This window comes from Paraburkholderia sp. Clong3 (genome assembly GCF_050436485.1).
Lineage (GTDB): Bacteria > Pseudomonadota > Gammaproteobacteria > Burkholderiales > Burkholderiaceae > Paraburkholderia > Paraburkholderia tuberum.
This window is the reverse complement of sequence record NZ_JBNDMH010000002.1, coordinates 2,721,262-2,738,690: the sequence shown is the minus strand read 5'-3', so window position 1 is coordinate 2,738,690 and position 17,429 is coordinate 2,721,262. Positions and strand designations below refer to the sequence as shown.

Genomic DNA, 17,429 nt, shown 5'->3' with positions numbered 1-17,429 from the left:
AAAGGGTTTCGCCCGATGCCGCCACTTGCGCGCGCGGCTACACTGCGGCAAACATCACAACGAAAACCCCGACGTGAGGAGACAGCATGCCGCGATTGGACTTCTCTGCAGCTGAATGTCGGCGCGCTTGCGCGTCGCCCGTTGAAGCGCGCACGAGCGCGCGTGGCTTGCCTCAACGTGGTCGGCGCTTCGCGCGGCGCGCCGCGACGCTGTGCGCCGCGCTTGCCTGCGCGTTGCCGCTGACATCGTTCGCGCAGGTGAAGATCGGTCTCGTGCTGTCGCTGACCGGGCCGGCCGCGTCGCTCGGCATTCCCGCGCGCGACACGGTCGCGCTGCTACCCAAACAGATCGGTGGGCAGAACGTCGAATACATCGTGCTCGACGATGCATCGGACACGACCCACGCCGTGCAGGACACCAGGAAGCTCATCAGCGAGAATCACGTCGACGCGATCATCGGCTCGTCGATCACGCCGAATTCGCTCGCGATGATCGACGTTGTCGCCGAGGGCGAAACGCCGATGATCTCGCTCGCGTCGTCCGCGAAAATCATCGAACCGGTCGACGCGAAACGTCGCTGGGTCTTCAAGACGCCGCAGACCGACGCGATGATGGCCTCGGCGATCGCCGAGCATGCGAGCGGACACGGCGTGAAGACGATCGCGTTCATCGGCCAGGCCGACGCGCTTCGGCGAGACGTTCTACGCCGAGGTCGCGAAGTTCGCGCAACTGCATCACATCGACGTGGTCGCGAGCGAGCGTTTCAATCGCACCGATCCGAGCGTGACCGGCCAGGTGCTGAAGATTCTCGCGACCCACCCCGACGCGGTAGTGGTCGGCGCGGCCGGCACGCCTGCCGCGTTGCCGCCGAAAACGCTGCGCGAGCGCGGCTACAAGGGCGTCATCTATCACAACCACGGCGTCGGCAATAACGACTTCCTGCGCGTGTGCGGCGCCGATTGCAACGGCACCTTCCTGCCCGCGAGCCCAGTGTTGGTCGCCGCGCAATTGCCGGCCGATCATCCGGCGAAGGGTCTCGCCCTCGATTACATCGCGCGCTTCGAGGCGCAGCACGGGGCGGGCAGCGTGTCGGCATTCGGTTCGTACACGTCGGACGCGGGCGCGTTGCTCGAGCATGCGATTCCGCTCGCGCTGAAAGCCGGCGCGCCCGGCACGCCGCCGTTTCGCCGCGCGCTGCGCGACGCGCTCGAAGGAACACGCGGTCTCGCGGACACCAATGGCGTCGTCAACATGAGCGCGGCCGATCATCTCGGGCTCGATCAGCGCGCCCGCGTGATGGTCGAAATCACCAATGGCAAGTGGCTTTATCAGCCGCATTGAACGAGGCGCGGCGTTCCGCGCGCGACTGAACGAATCTCCTCCGGACTGCTCACCATGCCTCAGCCATCGCAACCGAACGACGCGTACTACGCGCACTACCAGTCGCTGCGTTTGCAGCGTCATCCGCATGGCGTGCTCGAAGTCGTGATGAGCGGCGAGGGCGCGAATAAAAGCGGCCTCGCGACCGCGAACGCACGCATGCATTACGAGCTCGCGGAAATCTGGCGCGATATCGATCGCGATCCCGATGCGCGCGTCGCGATCATTCGCGGCGAGGGTAAGGGCTTTTCGGCCGGCGGCGATCTGCAGCTCGTCGAGGACATGGCGAACGATTTCGAGGTGCGCACGCGTGTGTGGCGCGAAGCGCGCGATCTCGTCTACAACGTGATCAACTGCGGCAAGCCGATCGTGTCGGCGATGCACGGGCCGGCGGTCGGCGCCGGGCTCGTCGCGGGGCTGCTCGCCGATATCTCGATCGCGGCGAAGACGGCCCGCATCATCGACGGACACACGCGCCTCGGCGTCGCCGCGGGCGATCATGCGGCGATCGTCTGGCCGCTCCTGTGCGGCATGGCGAAGGCGAAGTACTACCTGCTGCTGTGCGAGCCGGTGAGCGGCGAGGAGGCGGAGCGCATCGGGCTCGTGTCGCTGGCCGTCGACGAAAGCGATCTGCTGCCGAAGGCGTTCGAAGTCGCGCGCAAGCTGGCCGACGGTTCGCAGACCGCCATCCGTTGGACCAAGTACGCGTTGAACAACTGGCTGCGCACGGCGGGGCCGGCGTTCGATACGTCGCTCGCGCTGGAATTCATGGGCTTCGCGGGGCCCGACGTGCGCGAGGGCCTGAGCTCGTTGCGCGAGCGGCGCGCGGCCGATTTTGGCGCGGGCGGTTCACGTAACGACCAACGATCGTGATGTCATACCCCACACGGTATGATCGAATCGACGCGCGCGGCATCGCGCGCTCCACCTATCATCCAGCACCGAGGCGACAACCATGACCGACACCACTGGCTCCGCGCCGCCCTTTCCCGGCTTCCCCGGTTTTCCGCCCGCTGAAATGCTCGATCGCATGTGGAGCATGATTCGACTGTCGCCGTTCGGCGCCGCCATGACGGGCGCGCAGCCGGGTGGGGGCACGAGTCCGTCGCTGTCGATGATGTCCGACATGATGGCGCCGCTCACGAGCGTCGAGGAGCTCGACAAGCGCGTCACCGACATGCGCGCGGTCGAGCAATGGCTGAAGCTGAATCTGAGCATGCTGCAGTCGGCGATCCAGGCGCTCGAAGTGCAACGTGCGACGCTCGCGACGCTGCGCGCGTTCGGCGCGTTCGCGCAATCGTCGATGTCGCAGGCGGCGGCTGCTGCGTCGGGTGCCGCCGCGAGTGACGCGCCGAACACCGCCCCGAGCCCCGCCCCGGCGCCGCGCTGGACGAAGCCGGCCGAGCCCACGCCCGAAAGCGCCACGCAGGCCGACAGCGACGAAGAGGAAGCGCCTGCGGCGCCCGGCTTCGATGCGTCCGCGTGGTGGAATCTGCTGCAATCGCAGTTCAACCAGATCGCGCAGTTCGCGATGACGCAGCCGTCCGTCGCGGTCGCCGCGGCGGGCGGGGGCACGCAGGGCAAGCCGGAACCGTCGAAGGCCGCGGATGCGTCGGGCGCCGATGCGTCGGGCGCCGATGCGTCGGGCGCCGATGCGTCGGGCGCCGATGCGTCGGGCGCCGCCGCGCACAACGCGAAGCCCGCCGTCAAACGGCCGGCGGCGAAGCGCGCCGCGCCGTCGGCCAAACGCGCGGCCGGAACGAGCGCGGCAACACCGAAAAAGTCGACGTGAGCCGGACGGCGCGCCGGGAATCAGTGGCCGTTGATGAAGGCGACTGATCGGCTGCGTTTTTCCCTATTCCAGCGCCGGCGGTTTCCCCCCGCGCGAATCGCCGACTTTATTGAGAGAAGTCAATACCACAGTGCGCTCGCGCCGCTTCTGTCAGGGGTTTCGTGGGAGGCGCGTGCTATCATTGTGTAAGCTTGATCTGGCTTTGGGGCGCGCGCCGAAAACGACCAATCCGCCGCCCTCGCGTCATTCGCCGCCGGCGCTACCGGTGCAGGGCGGGACGGTGCGGTTGTCGACCCAGACTGGCTCGACCTCAGGCAAAGGGTATCCCTTCCCCACGGTTGGCCACGGCGCCTGATTCACGCTTCAGGCGCCAATACAAAAGCCCGGACTTCTTTGCTGCCCGATGCTTCTGGGCGGCTGATTAACGCGTAAAATTGAATGCTTGGCCGATAAACGGCACGTCCGTTCGTCGTAGGTAAAAACGGCTACACGTAGCAGTAACAGACACACACAGTATGTGCAGAACAGGGGTGGGACTATGAACACCATGCTTTATCCGGAACTTTATAAATCGCTCGAATCCGTTCGATGGGACATGGAGAAGGACATTCCCTGGGACAAATTCGATGCATCGCTGTTGACCGACGAGCAAGCCGCGACGATCAAGATGAACGCGATCACCGAATGGTCGGCGTTGCCCGCCACGGAAATGTTTCTGCGTGACAATCATCACGACAGCGATTTCTCCGCATTCATGAGCGTGTGGTTCTTCGAGGAGCAGAAGCACTCGCTGGTGCTGATGGAATACCTGCGCCGCTTCAAGCCGGAACTGGTCCCGACCGAAGAGGAACTGCACGCAGTGCGCTTCGAGTTCGATCCCGCACCGCCGCTGGAAACGCTGATGTTGCACTTCTGCGGCGAAATCCGCCTGAATCATTGGTATCGCCGTGCCGCCGAATGGCATACCGAGCCAGTCATCAAGCACATCTACGAAACTATCTCGCGCGACGAAGCGCGCCACGGCGGCGCGTATCTGCGCTACATGAAGAAGGCGATGGCGCAAACCGGCGACATCGCGCGTGCCGCGTTCGCGAAGATCGGCGTGCTGATGGCGTCGGCGCGTCGCACCGAAAAGCCGCTGCACCCCACCAACCTGCACGTGAACCAGGCGCTGTTCCCGCGCGACACGATCCAGTCGCGTCTGCCGGATCCGGAATGGCTCGAGCGCTGGCTCGACGAGCAGATCCGTTTCGACGACGGCTGGGAAAAGAAGGTCATCGAGCGCATTCTGCACAACCTGTCGCTGCTGTTCGAACGCACGTTCAACACCGCGCAGGAACTGAACCGTTATCGCAAGGAAGTGGTCGCGCGTCTGCAAGCCGCTGAACAAAACCCGGCGCAGCAGCAGCCGGCGTAACGACTCAGGCGGTTTCAGCACCGTATCAAACGGCGGTCCGGCAAGCGTGAGCTTGCCGGACCGTTTTGCTTCGGGCCGTCCACCGTGTATCGTGACGGCACCTGGCATTCCTGTTCCCGTCACGCCCCAACTCCCTAATTCCCCAACTCTGTGACCGTGCGATGACCGCCATCTTTGAACGCAAGATTCTGACGCGCGATGCCCTGGTGAAGCTTCGTCCTTCGCTGCGCGCGCCCGTCGTGTTTACGAACGGCGTGTTCGATATCCTGCATCGTGGTCACGTGACCTATCTGGCCGACGCAAAGGCGCTGGGCGCGTGCCTGATCGTTGGTGTCAATAGCGACGCGTCGGTGCGGATGCTCGGCAAAGGCGACGACCGGCCGATCAACAACGAGGCCGACCGCATGGCCTTGCTAGCGGCGCTGGAAAGCGTCGATTACGTGGTGGGCTTCGGCGAGAAGACGCCGGTCGAGCTGATTTCCGCGCTGCGCCCGGACGTGCTCGTGAAGGGCGGCGACTACGACATGGACGCGCTGCCCGAATCGGCGCTCGTGCGCGGTTGGGGCGGCAAGGCGCTCGCGATTGCGTTCGAGCACGATCGCTCGACGACCGCGCTGTTGAAGAAGGTGCGGACGCAGGGTTGATGCCGCCCGTTACCGCAAAACGCGCGGCGCACTGCTGAACTTCTAACCGATCGCGTCGCTCACCTGATTACTGCGGCAACTCCGATGTCGAAATCGGCGCCTGCGGCGCGGGTCCGCCGACCACCGCCTGGTCGGCCGCATCGGCGGCGCTGACCGGCCGCACCTTCAGCCAGTCCGGATGAATCTGGCGGTTCAGATGATTCGGCTCGCGTCCGCTCGCGGTGGGTGTGGGGCCGAAGGCGCCGAGCAGCGCGACGAAAGCCAGCACGTTGACAACAATCAGAATGGCGATCGGCCAGCGAAGCATTGGGGGTGTTTCCAATTCAGAAAGAAGTTGAGCCTGGGGCGTGCGGGAAAAACTCGGGTTCGGAAAATGGGCGGCGAATTGCGCGCAACTCAGGCGCACGTTCTACACGTACATCACGCGCCACCCGGTCGTGAATCGAACGCTAGCCACGGCAGGCAATCAGCCGCTTTGCCGCGCCGTATCCTCGGCTGCGATCAGCGCAAGCCCTGATAGCACCAGCGAATCGTGGCGAGTATGCGGCACTTTCAGGGCGCTCGCCACTTCGTCGGCGGCGCCGCCGCTGACTACGAGACGCACCGGCACTTGCCACTCATCCTGCAGGTCCCGCCACATCCGCTCGATCAATCCGGCCTGCGCCAGCGTGCAGCCCGCCGACAGCGAGCGCGGCGTATCCGTTGCGAAGAACGGACCGCGACGGCCCGCGCCGGTGGTTTCGGCGGCGTCGAGCAGGCCGCGCGCGTGCGCGGCGTCGAGCGTCGGCAGTTGCGCGGTGTGCTCACCGAGCGAGCGCATCATCAGCGTCCAGCCCGGCGCAATCAATCCGCCGATAAACGCGCCATCGGCGCGCAAGGCCTCGAGCGTCGTCGCGGTGCCGAAGGTCGCGAGCAGCAGATGCTCGCCGGGAAAGGTCGCGTGCGCGCCGATCATGCCGGCCCAGCGGTCGCTGCCGAGCGAGTCCGGTGTCGTGTAGCAATTGGTCACGCCGCATCGACGAGCACTTGCGCGGATCGTCGCGAGCGGCAGTCGCGGCCAGTGCGCGTCGACGAGCGCCGCGATGTGCGTCGCGACCTCCGCACCCGCGACGTTGGAGAGCCACGCGCCGCATGGCGCCGGCCAGTCAGTCCAGGCGGGTTGCGCACCCGATCGCGCGCGTGGCCCGGCAAGGTCGTCATGCGCGAGCGCGCCGCTCGCCAACTGCGTCCCATCGGGCTGCACCAGCGCCCACTTGATCCGGCTATTGCCCGCGTCGATCAGCAGATATGGCGCGCGCTGACTCATGCGACACCGTGGGCGAGGCGCAGCGACACGTCGCCGGTCGCGATGCTCTGGCGGCCCTCAGCCGTATCGAGCAGCAACTGGCCACGCTCGTCAACGCCCGCCGCCACGCCGCGCGCGAGCTCCTGGCCTTGTTCGAGCAGCACGACGTCGCGGCCCGCGTAAGCATGCACCGCGTTCCAGCGCGGCTGGAACGGCGCGAAGCCTTCGGCGCCGAAGCGCTGCAGCATCGGTTCGAGCGCGTTCAATTCGGCTGCCAGCGTATCGGTCAGATTCGCGTTCGGCAGCGCGCGTTGCAACGCGGTCGGCACGGTGCCGAGCGCCTGCGGCGGTACCTCGGCGTTCAGCGCGCCGACCTTCGCCGCGAGTTCGTCGGCGCCTTTCACGTTGGTGCCGATGCCGATCACTACCGCGCTCGCGTCGTCGGTGCTCCACGCGGTTTCGATCAGGATGCCGGCGAGCTTGTCGCCTTCGAGCAGCACGTCGTTCGGCCACTTCAGCGCGATCTGTCCGGGACCCGCGACCGGCAGCGAGCGCAGCCCGTCGACGAGCGCGACGCCCACCGCGAGACTCAAGCCCCCGAGCCCTTCGAGCGGTCGCGGCAAGACGCACGCGACCGAAAACAGCAGCGCGTTGCCGGGCTCCGCGTACCACGGCCGCCCACGGCGGCCGCGCCCGGCGGTCTGCAGATACGCGACGCGCACGATCGGCCGCGGCAGCGCGTTCGCGCGGCGCGGCAGCGCTTTCACGTGGGTCATCAAGTCGGCGTTGGTCGAGCCGGTTTCTTCGACGATTTCGATCGGCCAGTCATGCGCATGCGCGCCGAACAGCTTGACCGCGCGTTCGCGATCGATGCGCCAGTCGGTCGAAGCCGACGACGAGGCTGGTGCCGCGCTTGTCGCTGCGGACGGGGAGGCGGGAGTCTTGGAGGCATTCATGTCCCATATTGTAGCCACAGCGACCCCGCCCGGGACTCGAATGCGCAGCGGTGAACGGCGATGCCGATCGATGTGCATCAGTGCGGACCGGCGGCCGAGCCTTCGTTACAATGGCCGCTAATCCGATAACCAGATTCACGCGATCCTTGAACAACGACACTCCGCCCGGCCTTGAAGTCGCGGCCGGCAGCAAAGGCAAGATCGTCCGTCTCTCGGGCCAGTGGACGGCGCTCGCGCTCGCGCGCGATCGCGACACCGGGCACGTGATTCCGCAACTGGTTTCGCTGACCGGCGCGCAGGGCATCGGCGAGTGGGACCTGTCGCGCGTCGACAGGATGGACCACGTCGGCGGCCAGGCGCTGTGGCGCGTGTGGGGCCGCAAGATGCCGCCCGGCACCGCGCTCACCGACACGCAGCGCGACATCTTCGAGCGCATCGCGCTGCTCGACACGGTGCGCGAGAGCGCCGAGCCGGTCACGCGCCTCGATCCGTTCACGCGGCTCGGCCTCAGCCTCTTCTCGTTCGTCGAGCATATGCAGGGCGGCGTCACGATGCTCGGGCGCGTGGTGCTCGATCTGCTCGCGATCGTGCGCAAGCCGAAACTCACGCCGTGGACCGAAATCTCCGCGAACATTTACAACGCCGGCGCTCGCGCGCTGCCGATCACCGCGCTGGTCGCGTTCCTGATCGGCATCGTGTTGAGCTATCTGTCGGCACAGCAATTGCGCGTGTTTGGCGCGAACCAGTTCATCGTCAATATTCTCGGCCTCGCGGTGATTCGCGAACTCGGCCCGGTGCTGTCGGCGATTCTGGTGGCGGGCCGCTCGGGCTCGGCGATCACCGCGCAGATCGGCGTGATGCGCGTGACCGAGGAGCTCGACGCGATGCGCGTAATGGGCATCCCGCACGGCCTGCGGCTGATCCTGCCGCGCGTGATCGCACTGGCCGTCGCGATGCCGCTGCTCGTGATGTGGACCAACGTGGTCTCGTTGACGGGCGGCGCGCTCGCCGCGAAGCTCGTGCTCGGCATCGACATGAGCTTCTTCGCGCGCCAGCTGCCGAACGTCGTGCCGATCGCGAACCTGTGGATCGGACTTGGCAAGGGCGCGGTATTCGGCATGCTGATCGCGATCGCCGGCTGTCATTTCGGCTTCCGTATCAAGGCCAATTCGCAGAGTCTCGGCGAAGGCACGACGACCTCGGTGGTCACGTCGATCACCATCGTGATTCTCGCGGACGCGGTGTTCGCGATCCTCTTTCAGAACGTGGGGCTAGGATGATCGCGCCACTCACCGAAGCCGTACGCGGCCAACCCGTACCGTCGATCGCCGAGCCGGTGATCGAGGTGATCGACATCACCAAGCGCTACGGCCGCAACATCGTGCATCAGCATCTGAGCCTCGACGTGCGGCGCGGCGAGATCGTGTCGATCGTCGGCGGCTCGGGCTCGGGCAAAACCACGCTGGTGCGGCAGATTCTCGGCCTCGAGCGCCCGTCGAGGGGCACGATCAAGCTGTTCGGCGAAGACCTCGCAACGATCTCGCCCGACACCGCGCTGCTGATGCGCAGCCGCTCCGGCATGCTGTTCCAGCGCGGCGCGCTGTTCTCGTCGCTGTCGGTGTTCGACAACGTCGCGCAACCGGTGCGCGAGCTCGGCAAGGTGCCCGAAGACCTGCTGCGCGACATCGTGATGCTGAAGCTCGAAATGGTCGGGCTGCCGTGCAAGCACGCGTCGAAGATGCCATCGGCGCTGTCGGGCGGCATGATCAAGCGGGTTGGCATCGCGCGCGCGATCGCGCTCGAACCCGAACTGCTGTTCCTCGACGAACCGACCGCCGGCCTCGACCCGGAGGCGTCCGACGAATTCGTCGAGCTGATCTCGGGGCTGCATCGCGCGCTCGGTCTGACGGTCGTGATGATCACGCACGATCTCGATACGATGGTCGCACTGTCGACACGCGTGGCCGTGCTGGCCGATCGCAAAGTGCTCGTCAACGCGCCGGTCGAGGAGGCCGCGGGCGTCGACCATCCGTTCATCCACGAATATTTCCTCGGCCTGCGCGGGCGCCGCGCGCTGCAGGCGCTGCCGCCGGAGCGCCGCGCGAAGCTGCCGCCGGCGGCGCTCGAGCCGGCGTCGTCCGAGTTGCCGCTGTGAGGCGGGCCGCCATGAACCGGGCCGCTATGAACCAGGGAAACTGACAATGGAAAACAAAGCGCATGCGTTCTGGGCCGGGCTCTTCACGGTCGTGCTGACGGCGGCGGTCGCGCTGGCGGCGTATCTGTTCAACGTCGACCGCACCGTGCGGGTGCCGTACGACCTGATCGCGCGCACCAGCGTGAACGGCCTCTTTGCGGACGCGGCGGTGCGCTTTCGCGGGCTCGACGTCGGCCGTGTGCAGTCGATCAAGTTCGATCCGACACATCCGGGGGAGATCCTGATCCGCATCATGGTCGACGAGCACGCGCCGATCACGCATTCGACGTTCGGCAGCCTCGGCTTGCAGGGCGTGACCGGCATCGCGTTCATCCAGCTCGACGATACCGGGCGCGATCTGACCCCGCTGCCGTCGTCAGCCCAAAAGGTCGCACAATTGCCGATGCGCCCGGGTCTGTTCGACCAGTTGCAGCGACGCGGCGATGTGCTGCTGCGCAAGCTCGAAAAAGTCACCGACAACGTGAACAACATGCTGTCGCCGGAAATGGTCGCGCAGCTGCACGACACCGCGGCGAGCATCGCGCAGGCGGCCTCGGGCGTCGCGACGCTGACTCGTGAGATGGCGCCGGTCGCCCGCAAGCTGCCCGGCACGATCGACCAGCTGAACCACACGCTCGCGTCGACCAACCAGATGATCACGAACCTGAACCGTCCGGACGGGCCCCTCGAGCGCAATCTGAACAAGGTCGGCACGGCCGCGCAGCAGGCGGGCGATGCGCTCACGCAGATGAGCACGTCGCTGCAGGACCTGTCCGCGCAGGTCGGCTTCCAGACGCTGCCGCGCGTCAATTCGCTGACCGAGGACGTGCGCGCGGCGGCGCAATCGATCGACCGCGCCGCCGACACCTTCAACACCAATCCGCGCAGCGTGCTGTTCGGCGCGCCGCGCCCGGCGCCGGGTCCGGGCGAGGCCGGCTTTGCGTGGCCCGCCGCCGCCGCGCCCGCAGCTCACTAAATCCGCAGGCTAGAACAGAGGAAGATGCCCATGTCACGCTCGATTCACCGACTGTTGTCCTCGCGCGCCGCGCTCGCGGCGCTGCTCGCGTTCGGCGTGCTGGCGGCGGGCTGCGCGGGCACGTCCGCAGTGGTGTCGGATGTCCGCTACGACTTCGGACCACCGCCGCAGGCCGCCGCGGCGAGCCGGCTGCCGGCCGTCAAGGTGCTGGAGGTCAGCGCGCCGTCCGTGCTCGAATCCGACCGGCTGACTTATCGGCTGAGCTACGCCGACGCGCAGCAGACGGCCGCCTACGCCAACAGCCACTGGACGATGATGCCGTCGCAACTGCTGACGCAGCGCCTGCGCAACACGCTGAGCGAGCGCGGCACCGTGCTGACGGGCGCGGACGGCGTGAGCGCGCCGGTGCTGCGGGTCGATCTGACCGAGTTCGAGCAGGTGTTCGACAGCCAGACGGACAGCCACGGCGCGATCACCGCGCGCGCGACGCTGATGCAGGGCGGCAAGGTGATCGGCCAGCAGACCTTCGTCGCGCACGCGCCCGCGCATTCGGCGGATGCGGCCGGCGGCGCGCGGGCGCTCGCCACGGCCAGCGACGACCTCGTCGCGCAGATCACCACGTGGCTCGGCTCGCAGGCGCTGGTCGCCGCGCAATGACGGGCGGGCAGCGCACGCAACGGAGCGCTGCATGAGCGAACGCCCCTGGCTGCGCCGCCCGTCGACGCTGGCCCGTCAGGCGCTGCTGCTTTACACGGCGCTGATCGTCTACGGGTCGTGGTATCCGTTCTCGGGCTGGCGCTCGCTCGGCATCACGCCGTTCGCCTATCTGTTCGATCCGATGCCGCAGTACCTGACGGCGTTCGACGTCGTCACCAACGTGCTCGGCTATATGCCGTTCGGCGCGCTGGTGGTGCTCGCGGTGTACCCGCGTTGGCGCGGCACGCTGGCCGTCGCGCTCGCGTTCGTGTTGGGCGGTCTGCTGTCAGGCACGATGGAAGCCGTGCAGACCTATCTGCCGACACGCGTCGCCTCCAATCTCGATCTCGCCGCCAACACGCTGGGCGCGCTCGTCGGTGCGGCGGTGATGTCGCCGTTGACCGGCGCGCTGCTCGACCGCGGCCTGCTCAGGCGTTTGCGGTTGCTGTGGTTCGAGCGCGGCCATGCGACGCTCGCGTGCCTCGTCGCCGCGTGGCCGTTTGCGACGATGTATCCGTCGCCGCGTCTGTTCGGTCTCGGCAACTGGCCGCGCGCGCTGTGGCTGAGCGTCGATCCGGCCACCCAGGACGCGCTGCTCGCGTGGACGCCGTCCGCGTGGCATGTCGGCGCATGGCCGGCGGCGGCCGCCGCGTGGCTGGACGACGACACATGGGAAGCGCTGATCACGGCGCTGAACCTGTTCGCGGCGCTCGCGCTTGCATCGCTGCCGGCGCGCCGTCATGCGCCGCGCGTGCGCCTGCTGTTCGTGTTCATCGTCGCGACCTTGTGCGTGAAGGCCGGCGCGACGTTCCTGCAATCGCAATCGGGCCTCGCGTTCGACTGGGCGACGCCCGGCGCGCTAATCGGACTCGTGTGCGGCACCGTCGCGGCGCTCGTCGCGCTGCCGCTGCGGCGGCGGTTGCGTGCGACGCTCGCCGGGGTCGCGCTGGTCGTCGCACTCGTGTTCGTCAATCTGCTGCCGGTGAACCCGTATTTCGACGCCGTGCTCGCCGACTGGCGGCAGGGACGCTATCTGCATTTCAACGGGCTCGCGCGCTGGCTCGCATGGATATGGCCCTATGCGGCGCTGGTGTGGCTCGCGTTCGCGGTCGAGCGGGCGTGGCTCAAGCGGCGCGCGAGGCGGGCGTGACGTGCTTGCGCGCCGGCCGCCAGACCCCGACGCCTGCACAGCCCGGTCGCTATAATCGTCCGCACCGCCATTGCACTTCCTTTCAGGCTCGCCTCCCGAACATCATGGATTCCTTCTACAAGCACCACGTTTTCTTCTGTCTGAATCAACGCGACCCCGGCGCCGAGCGTCCGAGCTGCGCGAACTGCAACGCACAGGCGATGCAGGAATACGCGAAACAACGCGTGAAGCAACTCGGCCTCGCCGGGCCCGGCCAGGTGCGCATCAACAAGGCCGGCTGCCTCGATCGCTGCGAACTGGGCCCGACGCTCGTCGTGTATCCCGAGGCGGTCTGGTACACCTATGTCGACGAGAGCGACATCGACGAGATCGTCGAATCGCATCTTGCGAACGGCAAGATCGTCGAGCGTCTGAAGATCGATCAATAACGCGAACCACAAAACGATCCATCCCGATGAACGTCAACACGAAGAAGTATCTGATCGACGGCCCGGTCGGCAAGATCGAGGTCGCGCTGGACCTGCCCGACGGCGTGCGCGAAAAAGGCGCCGCGCCACGCGGCATCGCGCTCGTCGCGCATCCGCATCCGCTGTTTGGCGGCACGATGGACAACAAGGTCGCGCAGACCCTCGCGCGCACGCTCGTGCAGCTGAACTACGTCACTTACCGGTCGAATTTCCGCGGCGTCGGCCAGACCCAGGGCGAGCATGACGCGGGCGTCGGCGAGCGCGACGATCTGCGCGCGGTGCTCGAGCACATGCGCGCAGATCCGGACTACGGCGATCTGCCGCTCGTATTGGCGGGCTTTTCGTTCGGCACTGTGGTGCTGTCGCACGTCGCGGCGAAGCTGCGCGATGAAGGCCGGGAAATCGAGCGCATCGTGTTCGTCGGTACCGCGGCGAGCCGCTGGGACGTCGCACCCGTGCCCGAAAGCACACTCGTGATCCACGGCGAAGTCGACGAGACCGTTCCCGTCCAGTCCGTATTCGACTGGGCGCGGCCGCAGGAACTGCCGGTCGTCGTGATTCCGGGCGCCGAGCACTTTCTGCATCGCAAGCTTCACATCCTGAAGCGGATCATCGTCGACGCCTGGCGCTGAAAACGCGCGACGCGCATTTTGCGGGGGACAGGTGCGCGCAAACGTGTGCAAATCGACGACACGCGCGCGAAGCTGACCAGGTAGCGCGCGTATAATGGGCGCTCTTTTTTTGGGCACAGCGCCGCCCAGCCGGCAGAATCGCGCGCCGCGGAATCATTTCGCGGGAGGGCGCGGCCGGGTGCGCAGCGCTGCGCTCGCGAACCGATTGCGTCGCCATCAGTCCAACGGGCGCCCGCCGTTTTACGGCCAGATGCCCCGCCGACCGGCTCCTCCAACTCCGCGCGCTGTCGCGCAACGTATTTTTCTGCACGAATCGATCCTATGCGTTTCTCCTCCTCTGGCCGCACGTCATTCCCGTCACTCGCTTCTTTCGTTCCCGCTTCGCTCAATCGCGCCGTCGCCGTCGGCCTCGTGCTGCCGGCCACGCTCGTCGCCAGCACCGCGTTCGCGCAGGTGCCGCCGCCGGGCGTCAACGCGCGCTCGTGGGTGCTCGTCGACGCGACCAGCAACCAGGTGCTCGCGTCCGCCAATGCCGACGAGCGCGTCGAGCCGGCGTCGCTGACCAAGCTGATGACCGCGTATCTCGTGTTCGAGGCGCTCGACACGAAGAAGATCACGATGGATCAGAGCATCGAGCCGAGCGAAGCCGTGCGGCGCGTGCGCAACGACGAATCGCGCATGTTCATCGAGGCGCTCAAGCCGGTGACCGTGCACGACCTCGTGTACGGCATGATCGTGCAGTCGGGCAACGACGCGGCAATTGCGCTCGCCGAACTGGTGGGCGGCAGCGAGGCGCAGTTCGTCGACATGATGAACAAGGAGGCGCAAAAGCTCGGCATGACGCACACGCATTTCGCCGACGTGAACGGCATGCCCGACCCGCAGCACTACACGACCGCGGGCGATCTCGCGATCCTGTCGGCCCGCCTGATCCGCGACTATCCCGAGTACTACAACATCTTCTCGGTCAAGGAATTCACGTACAACAAGATCAAGCAGCCGAACCGCAACCGTCTGCTGTGGATCGACCCGACCGTCGACGGTCTGAAGACCGGTCACACGCAAGGGGCCGGCTACTGCCTGATCGCGAGCGCGAAGCGTCCGCTGCCGGGCACGACCGACGCGTCGCGCCGTCTCGTCTCGGTGATGATGGGCGAGACCAAGGAGCACGACCGCGTGCAGGACAGCCTGAAGATGCTGAACTACGGCTACACCGCCTACGACACGACGCGTCTGTACAAGGCGAACCAGGTCGTGGCCACGCCGCGCGTCTACAAGGGTTCGCAGGACAGCGTGCAGGTTGGCGTGAAAAGCGACCAGTACATCACGCTGCCGAAGGGCGCCGCCGACAAGGCGAAGCCGCAGATCGAACTCAACGATCCGCTCGTCGCGCCGATCGCCAACGGCCAGCAGATCGGCACCGCCAAGCTCGTCGCCGACGGCAAGGTGCTCGCGCAATTCCCGGTGGTCGCGCTGCAGCCGGTGCAGCAAGCCGGTGTGGTGGGCCGCGTGTGGGATTCGCTGATGCTGATGTTCAACAAGAAAAAGTAAGGGCTACGTCGCAATGACCGTTGTCTCCGAGGTTTCGCCGGACCCGATCGTTCATCTGAACGGCGACTTGGTGCCGTTGTCCGAAGCGCGCGTGCCGGTGCTCGACCGCGGCTTCATTTTCGGCGACGGCATTTACGAAGTGGCGCCGTTGTACGCGCACGCGAGCGGACGGCGCACCGCGTTTCGTCTGAAGCAGCATCTGGCGCGTCTCGCGCGCTCGGTCGGCAAGATCGGCATCGCCAATCCGCTCGACGACGCTGGCTGGCGCGAGCTGATCGGACGCGTGGTCGAGGCCAACGAAACGGACGGCGGCTTGCGTGCCGATCAGGACGCGATCGCATACATCCAGGTCACGCGTGGCGTCGCGAAGCGCGCTCACGCATTTCCGGCCGGCGTGAAGCCGACCGTGTTCGTGATGGTCACCGCGCTGAACCTGCCCGCCGCCGCGCAGCGCGCAAGCGGTGTCCCGTGCGTGAGCGCCGAGGATCGTCGCTGGCTCAATTGCGACATCAAGTCGGTGTCGCTGCTCGGCAACGTGCTGATGGCGCAATACGCGGCCGAAAACGACGCCCTCGAGACGCTGCAGTTCCGCGATGGTTTGCTGACCGAAGGGTCGTCGTCGAACGTGTGGATCGTGAAGGATGGCGTGCTGGCCGCGCCGCCGCGCAGCAACAGGATTCTCGAAGGGATCCGCTATGGGCTCATCGAGGAGCTGACGGCCGAATGCGGTATCCGCTTCGAAGCGCGCGACATCACCGAAGCTGAAGTGCGCGCGGCCGATGAAATCATCGTCAGTTCGGCGACCAGGGAAGTGCTGCCGGTCACGCGGCTCGATGGCGCGCCGGTCGGCGCGGGCCGCCCGGGCGCGGTGTTTGCGGAGCTGTATGCGGCGTATCAGCGAGCCAAGGCGGCTGAAGCCGCCGCGGCGGAAGAAGGAGCAGAGAATGAATCCCGAGAACGACTCACTGTTTGAATTCCCCTGCGATTTCCCGATCAAGATCATGGGCAAATCGCACCCCGAGTTTGCCGCGACGATCGTCGAAGTGGTGCGCGTGTTCGATAGCGAGGTCGATGCGTCGCGCGTCGAGACGCGGCCGTCGAGCAGCGGCACCTACACGGGGCTGACCGTCCACGTGCGGGCGACGAGCCGCGCGCATCTCGACGACATCTATCGCGCGCTGACCGGCCATCCGATGGTCAAGGTCGTGCTGTAACACCGCGCGGTTTTTCAACTTACGGCGCGACGCGCAACGCGTCCGCCGTCACTCCCTGCGCCGCCAGGCGCGCGCTTGCCGCGGGACCCGCCTCGCAGGCGAGATCGAACAGCAGCCTGAAGCGCGCCACCTCGTCGAACAACCAGTCGCGAAACGCCTTGACCCGCGCGGTCCCCAGCATCTGCGGCAGGCAGACCAAATAGTATTGCCACGGGCTCGGCCCATCGACATCAAAGAGCCGCACGAGCCGGCCCGCCGCGATTTCGTGCATCGCGAGCGAGCGGCGCGTCAGCGCGACCCCCTGGCCGTCGACGGCCGCCTGCAACAGATTCGACGAATCCTGATACAGCACGCCGCGCTTCGGCTCCGGCCAGTCGGTGAGGCCGGCGGCGTCGAACCATGGGCGCCATAGCTCGTCGTCGGAGCGCAGCAGCGGGACTTTGGCGAGATCGGCCGGGGTTTGCGGCAGCTTGCCGCCGTTGAAGTTGGGCGAGCAGGCGGGGAAGAAAATCTCGTCGAGCAGCAGCTCGGCGTGCAGCCCCGGATATTTGCCGAAGCCGAAACGGATCGCGACGTCGACGTCGTCGCGCGCGAAGTCCGTCAGCGCATTGGTGGTCAGCAATTCGAGATCCCACTGCGGATTTGCCTCGATAAAGCTGCCGATGCGCGGCGTCACCCAGCGTGCCGCGAACGACGACAGCATCGATATCACGAGGCGCCGCTCGCGGTCGCCGGCACGGATCGCGCGAGTCGCGTCGGCGAGCTCCATCAACGCGGCGCGCACCTGGGTGGCGTAGCGACGGCCGGTTTCGGTGAGGCGCACGCGCTTGCCGTCGCGCGCGAACAGCGACACGCCGAGCTCGGCCTCGAGCGCGCGGATCTGGTGGCTGACCGCGCCGTGCGTGACGAACAACTCGTCGGCGGCGCGCGAAAAGCTTTCGTGGCGGGCGGCGGCTTCGAACGCCTTGATCGCGTTCAGGGCGGGGAGTTGACGCAGGTCCATTGCAATATTTCTCACATAGACGTGAAAATTGATCGTTTTGCCCAAGTCCTTGCTGCACCTAGGATTCTAGTC

At 66.6% G+C, this 17,429-nt stretch carries 18 protein-coding genes and 1 pseudogene; 15 read left to right on the top strand and 4 right to left on the bottom strand.

The features are described 5' to 3' along the window. Positions 1–86: 86 nt before the first annotated feature. The 5 genes and pseudogenes from OKW30_RS16820 (at position 87) to rfaE2 (ending at position 5,233) form a co-directional block, all read left to right on the top strand. Positions 87–1,341, top strand: a pseudogene (locus OKW30_RS16820) (ABC transporter substrate-binding protein). Positions 1,342–1,395: 54 nt separating this feature from the next. Further along, entirely contained in the window at positions 1,396–2,253 is an 858-nt protein-coding gene (locus OKW30_RS16815; RefSeq protein WP_184068616.1) for an enoyl-CoA hydratase/isomerase family protein, read from the top strand. An 82-nt stretch (positions 2,254–2,335) separates the two neighbouring features. Beyond that, complete coding sequence (locus OKW30_RS16810; RefSeq protein WP_429347138.1) at positions 2,336–3,172, top strand: PhaM family polyhydroxyalkanoate granule multifunctional regulatory protein; 837 nt, start codon at positions 2,336–2,338, stop codon at positions 3,170–3,172. A gap of 538 nt (positions 3,173–3,710) precedes the next feature. Further along, positions 3,711–4,589 carry a ferritin-like domain-containing protein gene (locus tag OKW30_RS16805; protein ID WP_184026492.1) on the top strand — a complete coding sequence of 293 codons (879 nt, stop codon included), beginning with the start codon at positions 3,711–3,713 and terminating at the stop codon, positions 4,587–4,589. 161 nt (positions 4,590–4,750) lie between these two features. Then, complete coding sequence (rfaE2, locus tag OKW30_RS16800) at positions 4,751–5,233, top strand: D-glycero-beta-D-manno-heptose 1-phosphate adenylyltransferase (protein WP_152851779.1); 483 nt, start codon at positions 4,751–4,753, stop codon at positions 5,231–5,233. 67 nt (positions 5,234–5,300) lie between these two features. On the opposite strand, the gene OKW30_RS16795 is transcribed toward rfaE2, so the two are convergent. The 3 genes from OKW30_RS16795 to OKW30_RS16785 all read right to left on the bottom strand — a co-directional run bounded on the left by OKW30_RS16795 (position 5,301) and on the right by OKW30_RS16785 (position 7,474). Continuing rightward, on the bottom strand, positions 5,301–5,540 hold the full coding sequence (locus OKW30_RS16795; RefSeq protein ID WP_090802818.1) for a hypothetical protein: 240 nt from the start codon (positions 5,538–5,540) through the stop codon (positions 5,301–5,303). 159 nt (positions 5,541–5,699) lie between these two features. Next, positions 5,700–6,539, bottom strand: a complete 840-nt coding sequence (locus OKW30_RS16790; protein ID WP_184068610.1) for a type III pantothenate kinase — start codon at positions 6,537–6,539, stop codon at positions 5,700–5,702. Continuing rightward, complete coding sequence (locus OKW30_RS16785; RefSeq protein WP_090802821.1) at positions 6,536–7,474, bottom strand: biotin--[acetyl-CoA-carboxylase] ligase; 939 nt, start codon at positions 7,472–7,474, stop codon at positions 6,536–6,538. The genes OKW30_RS16790 and OKW30_RS16785 overlap by 4 nt, the downstream gene beginning before the upstream one ends. A 146-nt stretch (positions 7,475–7,620) precedes the next feature. On the opposite strand from OKW30_RS16785, the gene OKW30_RS16780 reads away from it, so the two are divergent. The 10 genes from OKW30_RS16780 to OKW30_RS16735 all read left to right on the top strand — a co-directional run bounded on the left by OKW30_RS16780 (position 7,621) and on the right by OKW30_RS16735 (position 16,354). After that, the gene (locus tag OKW30_RS16780) at positions 7,621–8,754 is read left to right on the top strand and encodes an MlaE family ABC transporter permease (protein WP_184068608.1); all 1,134 of its coding nucleotides are present in this window, start codon (positions 7,621–7,623) and stop codon (positions 8,752–8,754) included. Continuing rightward, complete coding sequence (locus tag OKW30_RS16775) at positions 8,751–9,629, top strand: ABC transporter ATP-binding protein (RefSeq protein ID WP_184002655.1); 879 nt, start codon at positions 8,751–8,753, stop codon at positions 9,627–9,629. The genes OKW30_RS16780 and OKW30_RS16775 overlap by 4 nt, the downstream gene beginning before the upstream one ends. 46 nt (positions 9,630–9,675) lie before the next feature. Continuing rightward, positions 9,676–10,644, top strand: a complete 969-nt coding sequence (locus OKW30_RS16770; RefSeq protein ID WP_429347137.1) for an MlaD family protein — start codon at positions 9,676–9,678, stop codon at positions 10,642–10,644. 30 nt (positions 10,645–10,674) lie between these two features. Then, entirely contained in the window at positions 10,675–11,301 is a 627-nt protein-coding gene (locus OKW30_RS16765) for an ABC-type transport auxiliary lipoprotein family protein (protein ID WP_429347136.1), read from the top strand. A 31-nt stretch (positions 11,302–11,332) separates the two neighbouring features. Next, positions 11,333–12,490: a VanZ family protein gene (locus tag OKW30_RS16760; RefSeq protein WP_090802829.1), complete on the top strand. Its 1,158-nt coding sequence runs from the start codon at positions 11,333–11,335 to the stop codon at positions 12,488–12,490. Between the two features lie 104 nt (positions 12,491–12,594). Then, positions 12,595–12,918: a (2Fe-2S) ferredoxin domain-containing protein gene (locus tag OKW30_RS16755; protein WP_090802831.1), complete on the top strand. Its 324-nt coding sequence runs from the start codon at positions 12,595–12,597 to the stop codon at positions 12,916–12,918. A 26-nt stretch (positions 12,919–12,944) separates the two neighbouring features. After that, positions 12,945–13,589: an alpha/beta hydrolase gene (locus OKW30_RS16750; protein WP_090802833.1), complete on the top strand. Its 645-nt coding sequence runs from the start codon at positions 12,945–12,947 to the stop codon at positions 13,587–13,589. Between the two features lie 321 nt (positions 13,590–13,910). Beyond that, complete coding sequence (locus OKW30_RS16745) at positions 13,911–15,140, top strand: D-alanyl-D-alanine carboxypeptidase family protein (RefSeq protein WP_184068599.1); 1,230 nt, start codon at positions 13,911–13,913, stop codon at positions 15,138–15,140. A 13-nt stretch (positions 15,141–15,153) separates the two neighbouring features. Next, entirely contained in the window at positions 15,154–16,113 is a 960-nt protein-coding gene (locus OKW30_RS16740; RefSeq protein WP_429347135.1) for a D-amino acid aminotransferase, read from the top strand. Beyond that, positions 16,085–16,354 (top strand): DUF493 family protein, encoded by a 270-nt coding sequence (locus OKW30_RS16735; RefSeq protein ID WP_129960330.1) that lies wholly within the window; start codon positions 16,085–16,087, stop codon positions 16,352–16,354. The genes OKW30_RS16740 and OKW30_RS16735 overlap by 29 nt, the downstream gene beginning before the upstream one ends. 19 nt (positions 16,355–16,373) lie before the next feature. Here the strand turns inward: OKW30_RS16735 and OKW30_RS16730 are convergent, their stop codons facing one another. Further along, complete coding sequence (locus OKW30_RS16730; RefSeq protein ID WP_184068593.1) at positions 16,374–17,357, bottom strand: transcriptional regulator GcvA; 984 nt, start codon at positions 17,355–17,357, stop codon at positions 16,374–16,376. Positions 17,358–17,429 lie beyond the last annotated feature (72 nt).

Bases quoted from the DNA above. Each gene is read 5' to 3' on its own strand.
- OKW30_RS16760 (WP_090802829.1), top strand. From the start codon at position 11,333: ATGAGCGAACGCCCCTGGCTGCGCCGCCCGTCGACGCTGGCCCGTCAG.
- OKW30_RS16755 (WP_090802831.1), top strand. From the start codon at position 12,595: ATGGATTCCTTCTACAAGCACCACGTTTTCTTCTGTCTGAATCAACGC.
- OKW30_RS16750 (WP_090802833.1), top strand. From the start codon at position 12,945: ATGAACGTCAACACGAAGAAGTATCTGATCGACGGCCCGGTCGGCAAG.
- OKW30_RS16815 (WP_184068616.1), top strand. From the start codon at position 1,396: ATGCCTCAGCCATCGCAACCGAACGACGCGTACTACGCGCACTACCAG.
- OKW30_RS16775 (WP_184002655.1), top strand. From the start codon at position 8,751: ATGATCGCGCCACTCACCGAAGCCGTACGCGGCCAACCCGTACCGTCG.
- OKW30_RS16745 (WP_184068599.1), top strand. From the start codon at position 13,911: ATGCGTTTCTCCTCCTCTGGCCGCACGTCATTCCCGTCACTCGCTTCT.
- OKW30_RS16740 (WP_429347135.1), top strand. From the start codon at position 15,154: ATGACCGTTGTCTCCGAGGTTTCGCCGGACCCGATCGTTCATCTGAAC.
- OKW30_RS16765 (WP_429347136.1), top strand. From the start codon at position 10,675: ATGTCACGCTCGATTCACCGACTGTTGTCCTCGCGCGCCGCGCTCGCG.
- OKW30_RS16770 (WP_429347137.1), top strand. From the start codon at position 9,676: ATGGAAAACAAAGCGCATGCGTTCTGGGCCGGGCTCTTCACGGTCGTG.
- OKW30_RS16795 (WP_090802818.1), bottom strand. From the start codon at position 5,540: ATGCTTCGCTGGCCGATCGCCATTCTGATTGTTGTCAACGTGCTGGCT.
- rfaE2 (WP_152851779.1), top strand. From the start codon at position 4,751: ATGACCGCCATCTTTGAACGCAAGATTCTGACGCGCGATGCCCTGGTG.
- OKW30_RS16790 (WP_184068610.1), bottom strand. From the start codon at position 6,539: ATGAGTCAGCGCGCGCCATATCTGCTGATCGACGCGGGCAATAGCCGG.
- OKW30_RS16810 (WP_429347138.1), top strand. From the start codon at position 2,336: ATGACCGACACCACTGGCTCCGCGCCGCCCTTTCCCGGCTTCCCCGGT.
- OKW30_RS16730 (WP_184068593.1), bottom strand. From the start codon at position 17,357: ATGGACCTGCGTCAACTCCCCGCCCTGAACGCGATCAAGGCGTTCGAA.
- OKW30_RS16805 (WP_184026492.1), top strand. From the start codon at position 3,711: ATGAACACCATGCTTTATCCGGAACTTTATAAATCGCTCGAATCCGTT.
- OKW30_RS16785 (WP_090802821.1), bottom strand. From the start codon at position 7,474: ATGAATGCCTCCAAGACTCCCGCCTCCCCGTCCGCAGCGACAAGCGCG.
- OKW30_RS16735 (WP_129960330.1), top strand. From the start codon at position 16,085: ATGAATCCCGAGAACGACTCACTGTTTGAATTCCCCTGCGATTTCCCG.